The organism is Phocaeicola sp. GP0067 (assembly GCF_031119655.1).
Taxonomy (GTDB): domain Bacteria; phylum Bacteroidota; class Bacteroidia; order Bacteroidales; family Bacteroidaceae; genus Phocaeicola; species Phocaeicola vulgatus.
The window spans coordinates 1-18,490 of the sequence record NZ_JAVHZY010000037.1; the positions used below are offsets into that span (position 1 = coordinate 1).

An 18,490-nucleotide genomic window follows, 5' to 3' on the forward strand; every position below is an offset into this window, starting at 1 on the left:
CGCTGTTCCCTGCTGTTCGCACGGATGGACACATAGTCAAAGGACGACAACCAGCCCCTCCCGATAAATTCCGCAATGCTCCATGAGGTAATCAGGGTATCAAACAAATCCGTGAATCCCTTGCGGTTCAGCCGGCAGGGAGTAGCAGTCATGCCCAGTTTCCTCGCCTCCGGATATCTCTTCCAAAGCTCCCGGTAGGTTTCCGCCAGGGCATGATGCGCCTCGTCAATGACGATCAAATCCGGCTGTCCGTCCATAATCTTCCGGTTTCGTGACAACCACTGGATGGAAAATACCCTCACCCTCCCGGATTCTTCCGGCATACTGTCTTTCCCCGTCCTTCCGTTCTTTGCCGACTTGTCCGGTTCTTTTCCCATTCCATACCGGGCTACGGTTTCCTCTATCTGCTCCACCAGCTCCCTGCGGTGTGCCACTATCCACACCCGCATACCGACACCGCCACCACAGAGAAACTCTTTCACCACCGCAGCCAGCAGATGTGTCTTTCCCGTGCCTGTAGGCATTTGTACCATCACACTCCGGTGAAGCTCCCACTCTTCAAAGAGGCGGAGCTTCATCTCCTGCTGGTAGTCACGGAGACCGTCGTTTCTTGCCATACATCATCCCTTATTTCAGATGTATCCTGAATACCATCCCTGCACTGGGATACTTACATTGGGTCAGTTCCACCACACCACTAATATAATCCTTCCAAAAGTTATACCCGATACCACAATTCACCGAATAACTATCGTATTCCGCTATCACATTCAGCCCATTCACAGCCTTCATCCAAAAAGAGGTAGCCGGCAGGGCAAACTGAAAATTCACCCCCGCCACAGGTCCGTTCCGGTGATAATCCAGCCGCTTGTTATAGACATAACCGAAGTGCATCCCCAACTCCCCCACATTCTTCACCCCGAAATGCTTGGTGGCAACTATGTAATAGCGGTTCCAGTGTCCGTTACCCACCGAAGACGTACCCGTAAAACCATAATCGTCCTTATTGGGGTCGCCCAGCACATCGTTGGTGGAAGGATCGTTCGCCCCCACCACAATCTGCGGTGTCCACTCCTTCCACCATCCTTCCTTCCATACACGCAGCCGGGCGGAAAACTGGCGGTCCTGATTGCGGAACTTATATGAATAACCATACTGGGGCAATCCTATTTTGTGCAGCGTACAGGTATAGCCCACTTCCAGCCACGGAAAAAGGGTGATGTTTATGTAGTAATTCCACGTGTCATAATTCCAATGCTTCGGGGTAGCCGCCACTTGCAGATAGGAAAACCCGCACAGAAAAGTCTTGTCGCGCTGCATATCCGCGCTGGGGGCGTGAAGAAGCCCCGTGGTGCCATATACATATTGTGCCCGCGTATGCTGCAAACCTGCTACCATCAATAATGCCGCCGCACAAATCAACTTCTTTATCATCATCAGTTTTATTCTTATTTCAACAAACCCTCATAAACTCCCATCACCTGCTTTGCAATCTTGTCCCAATCATACGGAGCCATGTCATACTGCACACTATGATAATCCTCGTCTATCACCTTCTGCAATCGAGCGGCAAGAGCATCCACATCTCCACAATGAAAATAGCAGTCAGAAGAAAGACCTACCTCCAGATTGGCAGGAATATTACTCACCACCACCGGCAAGTGATAACTCATGGCCTCCAATAATGCAATAGGCAACCCTTCGTGCGATGAAGGCAGGCAATAACAGCGAGCATTTGTCAGCAACGAGTGCAACTTATGTCCCTTCACGAATCCTGTCAGCACCACGCCTGCCTCTTGCGCCATCTTTTTCAATCCCAGTGAATATTCATCTTCAAAATCCGTATCGCCCGCCAGCACTAACTTACAATCTCCAGCTTCCAACTTCTTGAAAGCTTCTATCAGGTGATGCAGGTTTTTCTCCGGCACAAAACGACACATGCCAAGGATGTACTTTCCTTCCTCAATACCCAGTTCTTCAAAGTATTCGGGATAGTCGCAAATTTCAGGCTTCGGCACACCATTGTAAATCAGATGTACCCTCTCACGCCGATGGTACTTCCGGGCAATCAGATCCTGAATTACTTCAGATATGACGATTACATCATCTGCAAACCTGCACCCCAACCGCTCCCCCAGTTTCAGCACACTTTTGGCGGTAAAGCCCCACTTGTCACGGTCATAGTCGGGCCCGTGATGCGTGAACACCACCTTCATGCCGAGCATCTTGGCGTATGGCACTAACAGCGCAGGCCCGATGGCATGGATATGCACCACATCCGCCTTCCACTTTTTCGCCAGGTTGATGGCACGGAATGTATGGACAATCGCTTCGTAAGATTTCTTTTTAGGCGCATCAATGTCCACCAGTTGCACCCCCTTCCATTCCGTGAGTGAATCTCTCACGTAACTCCTGCGGCGGATTACGGTCGTATCCACATCCCTATCCGCAATGCGGGGAAACAGTTCCTCGCAATGCGTCTCTACGCCACCCATGATATCGGGGATACCACGGGTGCCGGTAACTACTAGTTTCATCAAAATTTTAGATTATTATTAATGAAGGCTACAATCCGAATAGGACAGCCACAATGCATTCAGCCTCATTTCCTGATACAGGAAATGAGGAGATAAGTTTTATCGGTAAATATTAGTTATTAAGAATCCACGCCAAATCCCTCAACAACCAGACAAAGGCAACTTCGCCCCAATTATTTGGCTTTCTATAAAAAATTATTCAATTCTTCTACAAGCCTATAAACAGTAGTAGAAGACTCTTGTTGTGCCGGATTATTCCCATCAAATTGTTTCATGATAGTTTTAGCGTGATTAATGGCTTGTTCTTGTTTAAGAAATAAAGCATTAAACATTTTAGAGCTTACGCCCGACTTCTTTGTATAAGCAAATCCGAGCAAAGTACTCAACATTTTTTCATATCTGGAACGATGCAAAGCCCCCTGATACAGATTGAAGTGAAGCAAGAACCAAAATTCAAAAGCCTGGTTGCTATAAGCCACTTCAAAACCATTCTGGCGAGCTGACAGGATTGCGGAGTTAAAGTCATTTTCTGGAAAATCATCTTTGTCAAAGACCACCCAATTCTGATTGTATGTCCTTCCTCTTTGCCTTTCCTGCTCTTTTATATTGATAGCTTTCTGTACTAATGCTAATGTCCCCATGCCTTGGCCGATAGCTTTCACAGTGGCAGAAGTCAAGCGGAAGGCATTAAAGTAGTCTGGTTCAGTATTAACCCCCTCGCAAATAATCAGAAATGTTTGTTTCACTTCACGCACACCACTGATACGGGTTATCTTTCTTTCGATACGCGGATTCATATTTTTCCTTTTTGTAGCCGCCATAGTTTATTTTTCTCGCGTATTAAACAAACGGGTTAAATCTCCGACAATTGGAATAGCTCCATACTTTCCGGACAGGTAATCTTTTTCAAACGAAGCATCATTACGAACTTTATACTCTGCCAATGAATAAAGTTCGGTTACTCCATAACGGTCTTTTTGTGTAAACCAAATCTGATCTCGTCGGAATATATTAGCACTCAACAAGTTTGTATCGTGGGTAGTGAAAATCAATTGGGCATTTTTCGGATTTGTTTCTTTTGAATTAAACAAGGTAATAATTCTACACGTAAGAAGTGGATGCATTTTGGAATCAAATTCATCTATAATCAGACGCTTCCCATTATCCAAAGCATCAATAATGGGATATGCTAAAGAAAAATACTTTATCGTACCTTCCGATTCATTTTTCCTGAATGGGAAGGTAACAGCTTTGACTTCATTACCTTCATCATCGTATTGTGTATGCGTACTGACAATAGTATTATCTATTTTTTCAATATTTTCAATACCTAAATCAGCATAACGGGAAAACTCCACAATTCGCTGTTTCATTCTGATGTCATCCAGTTGGATGGTGGCGGTATTCCATATCTTCTCATCATTAGAACCTGAAATAATAGTGGTATCGTTCAACCATTTCATGATCTCCACTGCCGTCGGATCATTGAATTGTGCCGCAACAGAAAGTAATAGTGCATTTGCTCTCACCATTCGTTTACCTGCAAGCTCTTTACCAACGGCAAACTTGGTATGAATATCAAAACTGTCTTTTTCCCGGTAGAATAATTCCACCTCCTTAGCCCTTTTCTTATTAGCTTTTTGATAGAGCCATTCCGAATGTACCGATGAATTGTCAGCTTCAAAACCATAACGATATTGATTATCCTCATCACAGAATATGGCTTCAAAATAACTTGGTTCACCTGCTGTAAGCGAATTTAACCGGAAACTTTCTATATTGACACGTTCCCCTGCCTGAATATCCTTCGATGAATTTATCACATACCACTTGAAGAACTCAAATGCTTTAATGAAATTGGATTTACCGGATGCATTGGCACCGTAAACAACCGCACTCTTCATTAACAATAATCCGGCAGTCCCTACACTAAAGATTATATCTTCAGCCGGAACCTGTATTTCTTTCAAAGCCGATGCCGCTAATGACAATGTAGACTGTTCTTTGAAAGATAGAAAATTTCCTATTGTAAATTGAATAATCATACTTTAATTGCTTCATTCGAGATTTTATCACAAATATAGCTTTTATTTTTCATATAAGGATAACTATCAAGTGAATTATATTATTTTATGTCTAATAACATGCAACAGTTCCTCGCAATGCGTCTCTACGCCAGCCATGATATCTGGGATACCACGGGTGCCGGTAACTACTAGTTTCATCAGAATTTCTCCCTTAAATCACCTTGACAAGAGTCTTGCCCTACATCGCACCATTTCGGTTCCAGACAAATATCTTTCCCTTGCAGTGATTTCAGTTTATTGATTAACGCCCATTTCAGCGGATACTTAATATATTTGTGCATTACCGGCGAAGCCGTACCCACCATCCAGCAGTTTTTGGGACAACGGCGCACCATGGCGCGAACCTCCTGTGCCTGCTCACTCTCCCATATGGTCATAAAGTCGGGAGTTTCGTGAATATTCCCCATCGACTTTTTCCAGTATTTCTCTTCCAGCCCGTTGCAGGGAAACACATCGCCAAACGGATCAATGAAGAAGTTAGCCGAACCGGCCTCACAAGGCAACATACGGCGACCGCCTTCAATATAATTTATCAACCCCATATTGAACCAGGCACGGAACCAGCTCTTCGGATGACGCTCCTTCAGCTGCCATTCAATGAGTTGCTTGAAGTCACCACACACCTCATTTTTATTAGTGATTACATTGTCTTCTTTGTGGAAGTAGTACGAATTATGAAAAGCCGCTGTGGCGAACTCCATCCCCAAGCTCTTGCTCAGTTGATAGAGCGAAAGCATGTCTTTAGAGTTATTGTTAGACACCGTGCAGCCGAAACCGATATCCTTCAGCCCCATTTCCTTCAATGTCAGCAGTGTGCGAAGTCCCTTGTCGAAGCCACCCGCATGACCGCGCAGTTCATCGTTCTTACAACTCAATCCCTCGATAGAGATGCGGATGCCGATATTTGGAAACTTCTTTGCCAGCGCCACCACACGATCCTCAAACCATCCACTCGTCGAAATGACAATACGGTCGGTATGCCGGTAGCATTCCTCCACAATCTCTGCCAAATCCTCGCGGACGAAAGGTTCGCCACCCGTCAGGTTGATAAACTTCAACTTAGGCAGTGTTCTCAAATCACTCGCTTTTATCTCTTCGCTTTTGTTGGTGGGATTAAACCAGATGTTGCACATCTTGCACTTCATGGGACAACGATAAGTCAGGATAATACTTGCATCCGTAGGAGTAGGAACAGTTTTTTGATAAGCCATAAATATTATAATATTTTTACATTTTATACACTGTGATTATTTCATTATAATACCTTTCCGCATTATAACGCTTATGTGAAGCGACAGCAATCTTAGTATTGTTGAAAGTCCGACCGTACATCGCTTCAATTTTTTTCTTTAAGTCGGCCGTATTGCGACTTTCGAAAGTCATGCCCGTTTCCTCTGATATCAATTCAGGGATACCTCCAATCCGGGCACCCAGCACCGGAGTACCCAAGCACTGAGCTTCTATCACCGAAAGCGGATTGTTCTCGTACCATTCCGATGGGATGACCGAGAAACGGGCTTTGCCCACCAAGCGCTTGATTTCGCTCCACTGTTTAAAGCCTGCCAGCTCAATGTGCTTGCCTGCCATAGACTTCAACTCGTCTTCCAAAGGACCTCCCCCAATAATCACCAGTTTATGTTGCGGCAACGCATTGGCCGCTTCAATCAGAGTCTTGGCACCTTTCTCGTGCGAAAGGCGGCCGATAAAGCAATAATAATCATCACGTTGACTGTAATCATCGGCCACACATGGGGCTACATCGATAAAATTGCACAATGTGTGCAACTTTGCAGCAGCAAATCCACCCTGCTTCATCTTGTCGCGCATAAATTGTGAAGGACAGACGAAAGCGTCCGTGCAGTTCTCCAAGCGCTCCCGGTGCCATTTCATTGCCTCGCCATAAGAGAGGAAACTTGCTACTTTCGAGTTTTTCATGCATTTATATTCCAACACCTTGTGCTTGTCTGCAAAGCAGGATTCACATACCGTTTCCCCATTCCGCAAACAATCGTATCGAGGGCACAGCAATTTATAGTCGTGTAGGGTCCACACCACCTTTATACCCCTTTCGTGCGCCATCTCTGCAATGACCGGCGAAAGTTGCGAATGGATGTTGTTGAGATGTACCACATCCGGATGGAAATCATTGAGCAGCGCATTGAACTTCCGCTGTACCTCCCGCGTGCCAAACGGTCTCATCAATGCCTCAATCATGCCCGTTCCGAGTTTGAATTTCACCTCAGAAGGAAAATACTTGCTCCATTGAGTTTTCAGATTTTCAGGGTAGTCCATAGCAAACACTGCCACTTCGTGACCGTGCGCTTTGAGCAGTTGCTCCAAGTTGAGTGTATGGACACAGTCACCACCCCGGCGGTAATAGAATTTATTAGCCAGTAAGATTTTCATATATAAACATTAATTATATGACCTGCAAGATTTTCAAGGCTGCAAAGCCTGATTAAGTTATTTTGTTATACACTTCAAGAGTAAAGAATATCAACTAATTCTCACATCTGACATTCGCACAACTCCGCCAGTTTTTCCATCGATCTCTCCCGCTCTCTATGCATTATCTCATTCACTTTAGCATAGTCAATCTGCCGGTCTGCTAAAGAGAAATCATTAAAATCTGTGACAATTCGGTCTTCCAGTCCTGTCAGTTGAAGTATACTTTGATTTCGTGCTCCGGTCTTGTTGTTAGGCAGCACTTCCAGAAATGGAGTATGGAAGTTAATGGCAAAAGCTGTTCCATGGAAACTATCGGTAAGCATGTAACGTGCATTCTTGATATACGAAAGGAATGTACCTATTTCCGGACAAAACACAAATCTGCCCCCTCGGGCTAACTGGTGAAACGTAGGAGACACACGTACTAACGGCAGACCGACATGAGCGGCAAAACGCTTGGCATAATCGTCCAACCGGGGATTGTTATGTATTTCATAAATCAATACATACTCTTTTTTCACATCTTCTTCAATATACTCACTCCACTGACTGGAGTCAAGCAATAAAGTAGGATCCAGTACTTGTCCTCCACAGTCAATCCCCCACTCCTCTAAAAGCTTCACGGCACTGCTTTCACGTACGGTAAGCGCATCATATTTTGACAGTAACCGCTTATAAGATGCAATAATAATGTCCGAAAACTCAGTGCGGCCAAAGCTGCCTGCATACGATACCTTACGTATACCTTCCTTTACAAAAGAAAGAAAATAGGCTTCATCATATCCTCCATCCAGCAACGGTCCCCATACCTGGTCACTACCCGTCATAAACACATCCGCTTGAAGCGACTCCAACTCCTCCATTGAATAGCAACGGGGAGTCAGCTTTAGATACCGCCTACGCATTTTATCGAAACGTAACGCCGCTATTTTCTCACCCGGATACCGCAAAGCCACGTATGCCATACGTTTAAACAAACTGTTTTTCCATAATGATTTTCCTTGCAGCGATGTGAGAATTCCTTGCAGTCCCACCTCATCGCGTTTCCAATAATCAATAATCTCACACTGATGTCCCAAAGATTCAATCACCCGGAGGGTTGCAATGGACTGCAACAACGAACCGTAATTATTGGGCGTATGTCTGGTAATCACTTTAATTTGCATCGTTAAAAAGAATGAAGGGTTATTTTAGTATTCTGTTTCTTAAATCGGGCAGTTTAGCAAGAGTCCGATAGCAGATAATGGGTAAGCGAGGCAGCATTTCCACCACCATGCGCAACAATCTTTGCTGCCTCCGTTCCGCACGGACTGCACGGACATAACGTTTCTTACAAGGTCTTCCCCTGTAGGCCGGCTCGGTCACTTGTTTGCGCCACACATCCTTGAGCGAAAGTGCAGGCTCCACTTCGGAAAATGACCGGGGTTCCAGATTCAGGGAAACACATTGTTGAAGCAATTCATCCCCCTTCTGAGTATGAACCGTTACCAAAGTCTCTCCCAACTCATTGTGCGAGCAGATAGTCCAAGGATCCATCAGCGTGATGTCCGCTCCTGCTTCCATACCAAAAGAATCCCCACAGATGCCGCATCCAGGCACCGTCCACAATCGTTTACCGAACGGGATTTGAGCTGCCCTATTCCAGGGCAGCTCAAATCCGTCCACTCTCACGATTCCCGGCCAACCATCTCCGCGATAGCGGGGTCGGAATTTTAAATTTGGAGGAACGGACGTACCCATCATCTTAGCCAGGAAACGTGTGGAGTCCAGTGTTTTCTGTTGCTTACAAAAGATACACACCCGGACAACCTCATCGCATTTATCCTTTATGATGGAGTTCAAGGCTCTCAACTGGCAGGCCGTCCCCACTAACATCAATCGCTTGCAAGGTTGAATCCGGTCAATTTCCGTGCAAGCCATCACGGAGTGATACACGGAATTTGGCATATCTCCGAATGAAGGAATATGCTCACGGGTATAAAACTCACCTTGGGCAAAAGGGAAAGAATCTGTACACTTCAACGAATAAGCCCCGTCTACCATGCCATTCTTTAAGGAATCGATGATCAATGTTTTACATACACCACCCGAAGAAGATTCCCTACGGATACGGTTGTCCGCATGATATCCCAAGTAGTATTTCTTTTGTGCAAAGCCATCAAAATAGCCTTCGTAACCATACTCTTTGTTAGCCGGACAACTTCTCACACATTTGCCGCAAGCGATACAAAGCGCAGCATTTATCTTTATATCGTGCAACCCGTCATGCCGCAAAGATAATGAAATGGCATTTTCAGGACACACCGCATAACACATGCCGCACTGCTGGCACCGGTCAAATGTGTAAGACAGTTTTTTTTGATTTAGTTTTAACATGGCAAAGAAGAATATATAGACCTATTTTCTTGAAAGCAAATAGCCGGCAGGCATAAACGCCAGCACAAGGCATTTGCCGATAAACGAATACACGTCAGTGATGAGTGTACGATAGAAACACTCCATGGTAGCTTCACGTTGATAAGCGGGAGTGAAAATCGTCATCCAATGCACATCGGCAGAAAATGATTTTTCACTCATGCACGTCCATACAGATTGTTTGTTTTGACTCTTCATTGTAACTTTTATTTTATCAATTTTAAATTATCTTTCTGGTCATTCTCTCCTCACATTATTTATCTGCGTACGAATATTACCCGTGGACGTCCCCGACTTGAACGTCAGGAACTGCTGGAGCGCCTCTATGAAATCCTTGCTTACCATACGTTCGGCAGTAAGGATGGTATGCTTATGCATATCATTCACCACAAGGTTCGCCAAGTCCGATGCACTGCGGCAATCAGCTATGCGGCGGATGATATCATTCAGTTCCCAGTCATCAGAGTAGTAAATGCACAACGTGCCACGGGCAATACGCACTGCCTCATCCTCCTCTTTCTCTTCCATACCATTGTTCTGTGTTCTCACATGGGCGAACTCAGCACCATAAAAATTTTGCACTACCTCTGTAGCGTTGGGCAGTATTTGATTGTTACCGCCATGAATGTTGATAACAACACTTGCCCTCGCAGTATTTTGAGATTCTTTAGTCTCGTTTTTCATTATCGTTTTATCTTGATTTCTAATTATTCCCGATTATTTTAAATCATAGAGTGATTATTTTAAATCGCTATTGTCCTCCTGAAAATTTACTCTGTACTTTGCAGACACAAAATTCTACGCTACACATTATGAATAAAGATTTTTTTAAATCAAGCAACCCATCGCGCTTCCACTCCCTGCGCGACACCCGGCCTGAACCCACCACCTGGCAGGTTCTTTTCAAGGAGATAACCAACAGCACCCACACCGCCGCCACCCGTCATTACCGCGCCCATCTGGCCACGCTGTCTGACATCGAGGCGACAGGCGACGCGCAGCAGCTGGAGCAGTGGAAGCTCACCAAAAGCAACCTGAAGAACGCACAGCCGGCATTCATCCCCTCCGTCCTGCTGGAGGGAGGGAGAACCTACGCCCATGTCAAGGGATTCACGGGATTTATCATGGTGGACATAGACGGCATCCCCCCCGAGCGATTCGCCGCCATCCTGACTTTGGTAAAGGAGGATATTCATTCCTTTTTGGTGTACATCACCATCTCGGGATGCGGCATCCGGGTCATCAGCCACGTGGAGGGCGGAGTGACCAAGGCCAACTACCGCATGGTATGGGAGTGGGTGAACGACCATTACGCTCGCCTGTGCGAAGTGGAGATTGACGGACAATGCAAGAACGCCACGCGCATGTCGGTCCTCTGCCACGACCCCGAAGCCCTGCTCCGCCCCGAAGCCTCCTCCTTCCACACCAGCGGAATGAAGCCCCGCGAGAAGCCGAAGCGCGGCACTGCCGTGACCGTGACGGCAGAACGTGCCTACAAGATTATCCGTGCACAGTTGGAAGAGGAAGGAATAGCATACGCACCGGGCAGCTACAACGACTACGTAAGCCGTTGTTTCTATCATACCAACCGCTACGGTGTTCCGCAGGCGGACGCCGAGGCATGGGCCCTCCGGACTTTTCCCGATTATCCGCGCGAGCAGCTGCTGCCCATCGTAAAAAGTTGTTACTCGCTCACGATGGAGTTCAACACCGTTCCCCTGCCCCGTTCCGTCCGAAAAAAGGAGAAAGAGAATGATTCCTCTCATAAGAAGGCCACCGTGGAGGAGATGGAGGAGTTTATCAACGGCTATATGAAGTTCCGGATGAACATGCTTACCCACCAGATTGAGACACAACTGATTGCTGATGCGTACACCGACCGTCCCGAAGCTTCCGCCTGCCACTGGCAACGGCTCACCGACCACATCGAGAACTCCCTGTGGTGCGCTATGCAACACCATGGCATGGCGGTCAACCTGAACGAGCTGCATACGCTGCTCGGCAGTGATTTCGTCAAGGAATATCATCCGTTGAAAGAGTATCTGGACGGTCTGCCGCCCTGGGACGGAGAGACCGACTACATCGACCGGCTGGCCGCCATGGTGCATGTCAAGGAAAGTCCGCACAGTCCGTTGCAGCAGGACAAAAGCCGGGAACGGAACGACCTCTCCGAAACTCCCGTCCGCTTTGCCGACATCCTGAAACGGTGGATGGTGTCCATGATTGCCGCCGCCCTGGACGAGACCGTGGTGAACCAGGTGATCCTCACCCTGATAGGGCGGCAGGGCAGTTACAAGACCTCGTTCATGCAGCATATCCTGCCGCCCGTATTATCCGAATATTACACCACAAAGAGCAACTCTAGCCGCATGACCAAGGACGACCTGTTCACCATGACCGAGAACCTGGTGATCAATCTGGAGGAGATCGACACCATGCCCCCCTCGGAGCTGAACCAGCTGAAGGCGATGGTGACGCAACGCTACGTGGACGAGCGCCGAGCCTACGGACGCAACAAGGTGCACCTGCCCCATGTAGCCTCGTTCGTAGCCACCGGGAACAACCTCCAGTTCCTCACCGACGACACGGGGAACCGGCGATGGCTGCCCTTCGAGGTGGAGGACATAGACAGCCCGTGGGAGGCGGACATCCCCTACGAGGGCATCTACAGCCAGACGTACGCGCTCTACCAGGATGTAAATTTCCGTTACTGGTTTACCGATAAAGAGATCCAGCAGCTGCGCGGCCATGTGCAGCAGTTTGAGGTGCCCCGTCCGGAGTACGAACTGATCCTGACCTACTACCGCAAGCCCGTGGGGCTGGAACGGGGAGTCTATACCACCAGCAGCCAGATCATCGGTCGTTTCGGCAACACCTCGCTGCGGCTGAGTCTCCAGAAGGTGGGCCGTGCCATGCGCGAGCTGGGCTTCCGGCAGGTAAAGGCCTCCAACGCAAACTATTGGGTGGTGGTGGAGCGCACTACCGAGGAGGTACAGCACTTGCTGCCGGCTGAAGCGGAACAGGCGGATCCCCCCGGCGAAAAGCCTTCCGAGGAGAATACCGAACTCCCCTTCTGACACCCTTAGTGGAGAATATGGAGGATATTTTTCAAACTTTCCATTATATGAAAGTAAGAAGTATCTTCCTTTAAAGGAAAAAATAATAAGTATATCATTTATATAAATTATATAATATCCCTCCATATCCTCCACTAAAATTGATATTCAAGCATTTACAAAAAAACAATTCAAGAGCCATGAACAAACAAGAACTCGCCCTGCAATATTTTCCCGATGCCACTTCCGCCACCGCCGTGCGCCACCTCACACGCTGGATAGCCCGTTGCCACCCCTTGGTCGAAGCCCTCACCGGAACCGGCTACCAAAGCCGGAACCGCACCTTCACCTGGAAGCAGGTGACCCTGATCCGCCAGTACCTGGGCGAGCCATCCGCCACACCCTGACCCCATTCCGAAAGAAATTTTTCCGTAGACGGACATAAACAGACATAGATGGACACTGCGATTTTGAGGGGTGATACCTTTGCACACGTCAAAGAGATGCGACGGACAGACTAAGTCTGTTCAGCGGACAAGCTAAGTCTGTTCAACGAACAGGTTAGGTCTGTTCAACGGACAAGCCAAGTCTGTTCAGCACATTCTCCAAGACCTGCCGGCCCGGTGGATATTCCGGACAGTCCGCTACAGCCGCGCAGTGACTGAGTGTTTAACCATTAAAAACAAACCGATTATGTCGATCAATTACAGTATTGCCATGCTTGGCAACCCCATCGATGAGGATGCGCCCAAAAAGGCCTATGCCAAGTCACAGTACACCAACATCCTGACACTGGACAAGTTTGCCGGGCACATCGCCAGCCACGGATCCAAGTACAACCGCGCCGACATCTATGCCGTGCTGATGCAAACCGTGGACTGCATGCGTGAGATGCTGCTGGAGGGAAAGCGCATCGAGATGGGCGATCTGGGCGTGTTCAGCATCAGCATCCAAAGCCGGGGGGCGGAAAACCTGGAAACCTTCAACCCCGCCATACACATCGAACAACTCAACGTGAACTGGACTCCCGGCGACCGGTTCCGAAACTTACTGGAGGACGCCGTGTTCAACCTCGTGCCCTCGCGCCGTGCCGCCAGAATCCTGCTGAAGAGCATCAAGGCGGGCGAGACCACCGTGGACCTGACGGGAGGAGAAGGAGGAGGCAACGAAGCCAACCAGCCCACCGAAGGACAGGTGTGACCCGGCCGGGACGGACTGCATGTCCGTCCCGGTAATTTCCCGAACTCTTATGGAGAACTAAAATTTAAAGAATAATGAGCGAAAATAATAAAATCACATGGCAGAAGGTTCTTCAGGCCATCATCCAGGCGGCAATCGCCGCCCTCACCGCACTGGGCATCACCAGCTGCACAACCTTTCCTTTCAGCCTATGATAGAGGAATCCTTCCCCCTGTTCACCGCCGATGAGGAAGTGGCGAGCGAACGAGAACTGCTGAAAAGCGTCGAGGACGGACCGTACATGCAGGAGGTGAAATATATCATCATCCACTGCTCCGCCACCCGCGAGAACCGGGACTTCACCGTAGAGGACCTGTTGCGCTGCCACCGCCAGCGCAAGTTCCGCACCATCGGGTATCATTTCTACATCCGCCGCTCGGGCATCATCACCCAGCACCGCAAGCTGAAGGAAGTGGGCGCGCACTGCCGCCCCTGGAACCGTTGCTCCATCGGCATTTGCTATGAGGGTGGTCTGGATGCGGAAGGCCACCCGGCTGACACGCGCACGCAGGAACAATGTGAGCAGCTGCTGTTGTTGCTGATGAAGCTCAGGAAACTCTTTCCGGACGCGAAGATCCGAGGACACCGGAACATGCCGGGAAGCATTCCGAAGGCGTGCCCTTGTTTTGATGTGGAAAGTGAATATGGATTTCTGGAAAAGTAAATTTATTTTTATTGAAAGGCTAAGGCGGACAAGTGGCGTTCTGTCTTAGCCTTTTGTTCTAATTTCCTACTTGCTTATGTAAGCACTCAATTTAGGGCATCCCCCCCTTAATTAAAGCACCAAATAGTGTCCCCAACCAAGTTTTATTAAAAAACAATTTTTATTTTAACATTAGCCATTGACTAACAAAATTTTATTAAGGATTAAACTCAGATAATCCTTGTAATCATTAAAGTTTTTTTTGAAAGCCAAGATGATACATTGGAGAAATATTAAAAAGATGTATATCAAAGCTATTTCAATGACATAAAAGGCGCAAAATCTATTCTAGTTATTGTTTCTATTCATAATCGTTAAAGTTAGTAATATAATCAATCAGTTCATCCAAATCCTTTTGTTGCTTTTCTAACACTCGTTTATATTGTTCTTGACCTTTACACGAATATTCTTGATATATTTCAGGTTGCATCATCATTAACATTCTATTCATGATTTCCTCCACAGAAAAAGGGTCAAAATAAAGGGCACCCGCTCCACAAATTTCCGCCATGGAGGACAATGGAGAAGCAATAACAGGCACACCATATCTCATCGCTTCGATAGGAGGATAACCAAATCCTTCATTCAAAGATGGATAGACAAAAAGATAAGCATCCGTATAAAGCTGCTCCAAGACATCATCATCCACGTAACCAAGAAACACAAAACGGTCTGGATTTTTCACTCTATATTTAAAAATATTATCTCTTATACCCGTGACTATCATTTTTACATCCTGTGGCAAACGCCCATCAGTTACCAAACGATCAAACGCCATAACAGCTCGTAAATTATTCTTTTCCCAACGATTACCACTCACTGCCAAGAAATAACGAAAAATAGCAGGATTTCGTTCTTTTTTTTCTCCACATGATGTATTAGGGCTATAAAATACACGTATCTTTTCATCTTTCATCTCCGGAAAAAAAGAAAGGATACTATAGCGTGAATGTTCACTAACAGTAATAAGCCGGAACGATGATTGAATATAACGCCGTAAATATTCCCCATGTTTGCGATGACGAAACCATGAATTCAAAAGTTTTTTTATCGTAAATTTCCCCCACTCTTTCAGAGAATGATGATAATGGTAAAAAATAGTATCGTATGGCGTTTCAAATTCACGTAACCCATGTACAGTACCATATACTTCACAACAAGTAAGCTCTGCCAATTCTTGCGGCAAGCAAGAATAAAGCCTAGTATAACCATATTCACTGACAATCTGTTTCACGGACGATCCACATACATCGTGTAAAGGAATTTTCCCTTTTTGACAAGCTGTTTTCACCTTCGGATTGAGCCATTTGGAACTATCATAGAAACAAGCAAATTTTAATTTACGTTCTATCATGCGAAACAAAATAATCTCGCCATAACGCCCACCACCATGCCGTTTACCAGAACTGTTAGGTTGTGTAGCGGAAACATCAAAAAGTAATTTCATTTATTATAAAAAATAGAAAATAAAGATCAGTAAATTTATGAATGACAAATACAATTCCTTTCAATATAAAATCTTTGTTTTCTACCATTTATTATATTATATAAAGTAAGAAAATAAAGAATCACATACAAAGTAAAAAACGAATAAGACACTCCTGTCAAACAGATACTTAAAAGAAAAGGAAGACATAAACTATGAACGCGCCCTTTCTCTCTTTTACTAATACATTTCATTAACAGCCCTTTATACAAAAAAATATAGAAAGTAAAAAAGATCACAACACCAAGAATTCCACTATCTACAAGTTCTTCCAAAACGATACTTTCATACCCCAATAGCCCAGGATGAGTGCTTCCATAATTGCGAACATGTCCCTCACCATAGCCCATCAGCAGTCTATTGTCAATTGCTTGAAACGCATAGGCTAGTTGTTCTGTACGTCCATCTACCGAACTGCCATGTATATCAGCCTTAACAGCCGCCTTGTCATCCCAAAACAACACAATACCTTCCACTGTCGTTCTAACCTCTTTAGGAAGCATTGGATAACAAAAAAACAGTAAAGCCACACCTCCTAAAATAGCTGACACAATATAAGATTTTTTTTTATAATGAACTATATATATAGCCAATACCAAAAGTACCGGAACCAATGCTGACCGAGCCCCACAACACACACACATCCATATCAAGCCAATAATCATCAACCAATATATAAATAGCAGACAACGAGATTTAAACTGATAAATAGCATAAGACAAGAGCAATAATGAAACCTGTCCCAATTGTAATGGATGAATAAAGGTGCTGGATATTCTTCCTGAAATCAAGCCACGGCTTTCTTCTTGAAAGACATTTGACATATCAACATTATCCGTCAATAAGCTAATGTAAGCAATATACGGGTTGAAAGACGTGAAATAATTGAATAATCCATAAATTATAATGATAAAAGCACAAACAATTAATGTTATATCTATTACTTTTATGGTTTTATCATTCAACCTTATATAACATAAAGCATAAGCAATCATTGTATATTCTATAGAAAACAACAGCATATTCTTCAAATACTCTCCAATAGAAATATCACCAGATGATGCTACCAACGCACTAATAAGGATATAAATCCAATATCCCTTTACCACCTTTCGAATTCCTCTAAACTGTACTCTTTGATGTCTGCGAGTAAGAAATAAAAGACCACAGAAAATGAATATAGCCAAGTTAAACACATTTAAATTCACACCGACATCAAACTTCAGAATACCCGGTATAAGAAGCATTATAACTATCACAGCAGATAATGAATATCCTTTATTAATGAAAAAAGATATTACCTCTACTAAAAATATCAAAATGATAATATTAAAAATATCCATATATGTTAGGACTCAACTATAAAAGTAAAGACTTTGTATAGAAATCCACATATTTAGAGGCTGTTTCGTCCCAAGAAAAAGACGGCAGTAAATTGTTAGACATTTTTTTAAAAAGTTCCATATTAAACAAATTCTTTTCAAAATATTTCATGACATCTACCATCTCATCAACATTGTCTTCGCCCACATAAAGTGCAACATCTCTACCAATTTCTTGCAAACAACTATTACGGCAAGTCATAACAGGGGTCCCGCAAGCAAAAGATTCTAAAATAGGGAAACCAAATCCTTCAGAACGAGAAGGATACATTGTTAAAGTTGCACCATTATATAAAGAACGTAGATATTCATCTGATACATATTTAAGGAAAACAATTTTAAGATCAGATATTTCCTTCGCATACGTCTGCAATATGTCTTGAGGGGGATTACTCCACACTAAAACCAATTTATGCTTAGGATTTGTTTGTAAAAATAGTTGAAAAGCCTTCAATAATATTCGAATATTTTTTCTTGGGTGCGCACATGATATAGAAACAAAATAAGGCCCATCTATTCCTAATAAATGAAGATTCCTCTTTGTTATATTTTTATCTTCAATATAAAATTTATCTGTTGATGCTCCCCAATAAACAACCGAAACCACCTCAGGACATATATTTAACTTGCTAACTATTTCTGACTTTGAATATTGTGAGCAAGTCATTATGGCTTTTGCTCTAGAAGCCATTTTCTGCCATTTTTTAGCTGTCTTTATATCGTTATTAGCTATTGCTCTGTCATAAGCTATAACATCATGTAGTGTTACTATATAACTTTCCTTAGAATGCACTTCATCTAAATTATGTGGAATATGAAGCAAATCATAATTCACAAATTTAGACCTAATAAATGGTTCTATTCTTGTCAATTCGCACCCTATTTTCTCAGGAATAGGAAAGGAGAAATGCTTAAATGGCAAATTATGAAAATCAAAGCCTACACTACTTAACCCACTTGCATATATTTCTATATCAAAAGGTAAATTTGATATTTTAGCTAAAGATTTTAGCAACATCAATGTTGATCTACCAACTCCTGCATTATATCCTCTCCATGAGGGAGCAGTTATACCAGATGCTTTTATTAATATTTTTTTTTTCATCACAATTTATAATTCTAGTTTTATAACACAAT

19 protein-coding genes are annotated in these 18,490 nt (G+C 44.7%); 5 read left to right on the forward strand and 14 right to left on the reverse strand.

All coding sequences use genetic code 11. From position 1 onward, the window contains the following. The 11 genes from RE317_RS19050 to RE317_RS19100 all read right to left on the reverse strand — a co-directional run. A partial coding sequence (locus RE317_RS19050; protein WP_195258520.1) for a DEAD/DEAH box helicase occupies window positions 1–617 on the reverse strand: 617 nt, incomplete at its 3' end. A 10-nt stretch (window positions 618–627) separates the two neighbouring features. Next, window positions 628–1,437: a YjbH domain-containing protein gene (locus RE317_RS19055; protein WP_005852672.1), complete on the reverse strand. Its 810-nt coding sequence runs from the start codon at window positions 1,435–1,437 to the stop codon at window positions 628–630. A gap of 11 nt (window positions 1,438–1,448) precedes the next feature. After that, window positions 1,449–2,537: a glycosyltransferase family 4 protein gene (locus RE317_RS19060; protein ID WP_008668736.1), complete on the reverse strand. Its 1,089-nt coding sequence runs from the start codon at window positions 2,535–2,537 to the stop codon at window positions 1,449–1,451. Window positions 2,538–2,722: 185 nt separating this feature from the next. After that, window positions 2,723–3,358, reverse strand: coding sequence for an RloB family protein (locus RE317_RS19065; RefSeq protein WP_005852674.1), 636 nt, complete (start codon window positions 3,356–3,358; stop codon window positions 2,723–2,725). A 3-nt stretch (window positions 3,359–3,361) separates the two neighbouring features. Beyond that, a complete protein-coding gene (locus tag RE317_RS19070) occupies window positions 3,362–4,582 on the reverse strand; it encodes an ATP/GTP-binding protein (protein WP_005852675.1) in 1,221 nt (406 codons plus the stop codon). Window positions 4,583–4,761: 179 nt separating this feature from the next. Next, a complete protein-coding gene (locus RE317_RS19075; RefSeq protein ID WP_005852677.1) occupies window positions 4,762–5,835 on the reverse strand; it encodes a radical SAM protein in 1,074 nt (357 codons plus the stop codon). Between the two features lie 16 nt (window positions 5,836–5,851). Next, complete coding sequence (locus tag RE317_RS19080; RefSeq protein WP_005852678.1) at window positions 5,852–7,030, reverse strand: glycosyltransferase; 1,179 nt, start codon at window positions 7,028–7,030, stop codon at window positions 5,852–5,854. A 101-nt stretch (window positions 7,031–7,131) separates the two neighbouring features. Beyond that, window positions 7,132–8,226 (reverse strand): polysaccharide pyruvyl transferase family protein, encoded by a 1,095-nt coding sequence (locus tag RE317_RS19085; protein ID WP_234214417.1) that lies wholly within the window; start codon window positions 8,224–8,226, stop codon window positions 7,132–7,134. 31 nt (window positions 8,227–8,257) lie between these two features. Beyond that, entirely contained in the window at window positions 8,258–9,448 is a 1,191-nt protein-coding gene (locus RE317_RS19090) for a 4Fe-4S dicluster domain-containing protein (RefSeq protein WP_117710119.1), read from the reverse strand. Between the two features lie 21 nt (window positions 9,449–9,469). After that, a complete protein-coding gene (locus tag RE317_RS19095; protein WP_005852684.1) occupies window positions 9,470–9,685 on the reverse strand; it encodes a hypothetical protein in 216 nt (71 codons plus the stop codon). Between the two features lie 39 nt (window positions 9,686–9,724). Further along, window positions 9,725–10,171, reverse strand: a complete 447-nt coding sequence (locus RE317_RS19100) for a hypothetical protein (protein ID WP_005852686.1) — start codon at window positions 10,169–10,171, stop codon at window positions 9,725–9,727. A 128-nt stretch (window positions 10,172–10,299) separates the two neighbouring features. Here RE317_RS19100 and RE317_RS19105 point away from each other — a divergent pair, with 128 nt between their 5' ends. From RE317_RS19105 to RE317_RS19125, 5 genes are all read left to right on the forward strand, one after another. Beyond that, complete coding sequence (locus tag RE317_RS19105; protein ID WP_005852688.1) at window positions 10,300–12,564, forward strand: VapE domain-containing protein; 2,265 nt, start codon at window positions 10,300–10,302, stop codon at window positions 12,562–12,564. A 179-nt stretch (window positions 12,565–12,743) separates the two neighbouring features. Next, a complete protein-coding gene (locus tag RE317_RS19110; RefSeq protein WP_008781578.1) occupies window positions 12,744–12,950 on the forward strand; it encodes a DUF4248 domain-containing protein in 207 nt (68 codons plus the stop codon). A 286-nt stretch (window positions 12,951–13,236) separates the two neighbouring features. Next, complete coding sequence (locus RE317_RS19115) at window positions 13,237–13,743, forward strand: DNA-binding domain-containing protein (protein WP_005852691.1); 507 nt, start codon at window positions 13,237–13,239, stop codon at window positions 13,741–13,743. A gap of 74 nt (window positions 13,744–13,817) precedes the next feature. Then, complete coding sequence (locus RE317_RS19120; RefSeq protein ID WP_151850991.1) at window positions 13,818–13,937, forward strand: smalltalk protein; 120 nt, start codon at window positions 13,818–13,820, stop codon at window positions 13,935–13,937. Then, on the forward strand, window positions 13,934–14,446 hold the full coding sequence (locus RE317_RS19125; protein ID WP_008781579.1) for an N-acetylmuramoyl-L-alanine amidase: 513 nt from the start codon (window positions 13,934–13,936) through the stop codon (window positions 14,444–14,446). The genes RE317_RS19120 and RE317_RS19125 overlap by 4 nt, the downstream gene beginning before the upstream one ends. Window positions 14,447–14,786: 340 nt before the next feature. Here RE317_RS19125 and RE317_RS19130 read toward each other — a convergent pair whose 3' ends face one another. From RE317_RS19130 to RE317_RS19140, 3 genes are read right to left on the reverse strand one after another with little or no spacing between them, the layout of a single operon-like run. Next, entirely contained in the window at window positions 14,787–15,932 is a 1,146-nt protein-coding gene (locus RE317_RS19130) for a glycosyltransferase family 1 protein (protein ID WP_005852694.1), read from the reverse strand. Window positions 15,933–15,967: 35 nt separating this feature from the next. Beyond that, entirely contained in the window at window positions 15,968–17,314 is a 1,347-nt protein-coding gene (locus RE317_RS19135; protein ID WP_005852697.1) for an O-antigen ligase, read from the reverse strand. A 16-nt stretch (window positions 17,315–17,330) separates the two neighbouring features. Beyond that, entirely contained in the window at window positions 17,331–18,458 is a 1,128-nt protein-coding gene (locus tag RE317_RS19140; protein ID WP_005852699.1) for a glycosyltransferase family 1 protein, read from the reverse strand. Window positions 18,459–18,490: the final 32 nt, after the last annotated feature.

What these genes read in the sequence shown, in the direction of transcription:
- RE317_RS19100 (WP_005852686.1), bottom strand. Translation starts at nt 10,171, where the DNA reads ATGAAAAACGAGACTAAAGAATCTCAAAATACTGCGAGGGCAAGTGTT.
- RE317_RS19140 (WP_005852699.1), bottom strand. Translation starts at nt 18,458, where the DNA reads ATGAAAAAAAAAATATTAATAAAAGCATCTGGTATAACTGCTCCCTCA.
- RE317_RS19060 (WP_008668736.1), bottom strand. Translation starts at nt 2,537, where the DNA reads ATGAAACTAGTAGTTACCGGCACCCGTGGTATCCCCGATATCATGGGT.
- RE317_RS19075 (WP_005852677.1), bottom strand. Translation starts at nt 5,835, where the DNA reads ATGGCTTATCAAAAAACTGTTCCTACTCCTACGGATGCAAGTATTATC.
- RE317_RS19055 (WP_005852672.1), bottom strand. Translation starts at nt 1,437, where the DNA reads ATGATGATAAAGAAGTTGATTTGTGCGGCGGCATTATTGATGGTAGCA.
- RE317_RS19110 (WP_008781578.1), top strand. Translation starts at nt 12,744, where the DNA reads ATGAACAAACAAGAACTCGCCCTGCAATATTTTCCCGATGCCACTTCC.
- RE317_RS19120 (WP_151850991.1), top strand. Translation starts at nt 13,818, where the DNA reads ATGAGCGAAAATAATAAAATCACATGGCAGAAGGTTCTTCAGGCCATC.
- RE317_RS19095 (WP_005852684.1), bottom strand. Translation starts at nt 9,685, where the DNA reads ATGAAGAGTCAAAACAAACAATCTGTATGGACGTGCATGAGTGAAAAA.
- RE317_RS19080 (WP_005852678.1), bottom strand. Translation starts at nt 7,030, where the DNA reads ATGAAAATCTTACTGGCTAATAAATTCTATTACCGCCGGGGTGGTGAC.
- RE317_RS19090 (WP_117710119.1), bottom strand. Translation starts at nt 9,448, where the DNA reads ATGTTAAAACTAAATCAAAAAAAACTGTCTTACACATTTGACCGGTGC.
- RE317_RS19135 (WP_005852697.1), bottom strand. Translation starts at nt 17,314, where the DNA reads ATGGATATTTTTAATATTATCATTTTGATATTTTTAGTAGAGGTAATA.
- RE317_RS19065 (WP_005852674.1), bottom strand. Translation starts at nt 3,358, where the DNA reads ATGGCGGCTACAAAAAGGAAAAATATGAATCCGCGTATCGAAAGAAAG.
- RE317_RS19130 (WP_005852694.1), bottom strand. Translation starts at nt 15,932, where the DNA reads ATGAAATTACTTTTTGATGTTTCCGCTACACAACCTAACAGTTCTGGT.
- RE317_RS19125 (WP_008781579.1), top strand. Translation starts at nt 13,934, where the DNA reads ATGATAGAGGAATCCTTCCCCCTGTTCACCGCCGATGAGGAAGTGGCG.
- RE317_RS19105 (WP_005852688.1), top strand. Translation starts at nt 10,300, where the DNA reads ATGAATAAAGATTTTTTTAAATCAAGCAACCCATCGCGCTTCCACTCC.
- RE317_RS19115 (WP_005852691.1), top strand. Translation starts at nt 13,237, where the DNA reads ATGTCGATCAATTACAGTATTGCCATGCTTGGCAACCCCATCGATGAG.
- RE317_RS19070 (WP_005852675.1), bottom strand. Translation starts at nt 4,582, where the DNA reads ATGATTATTCAATTTACAATAGGAAATTTTCTATCTTTCAAAGAACAG.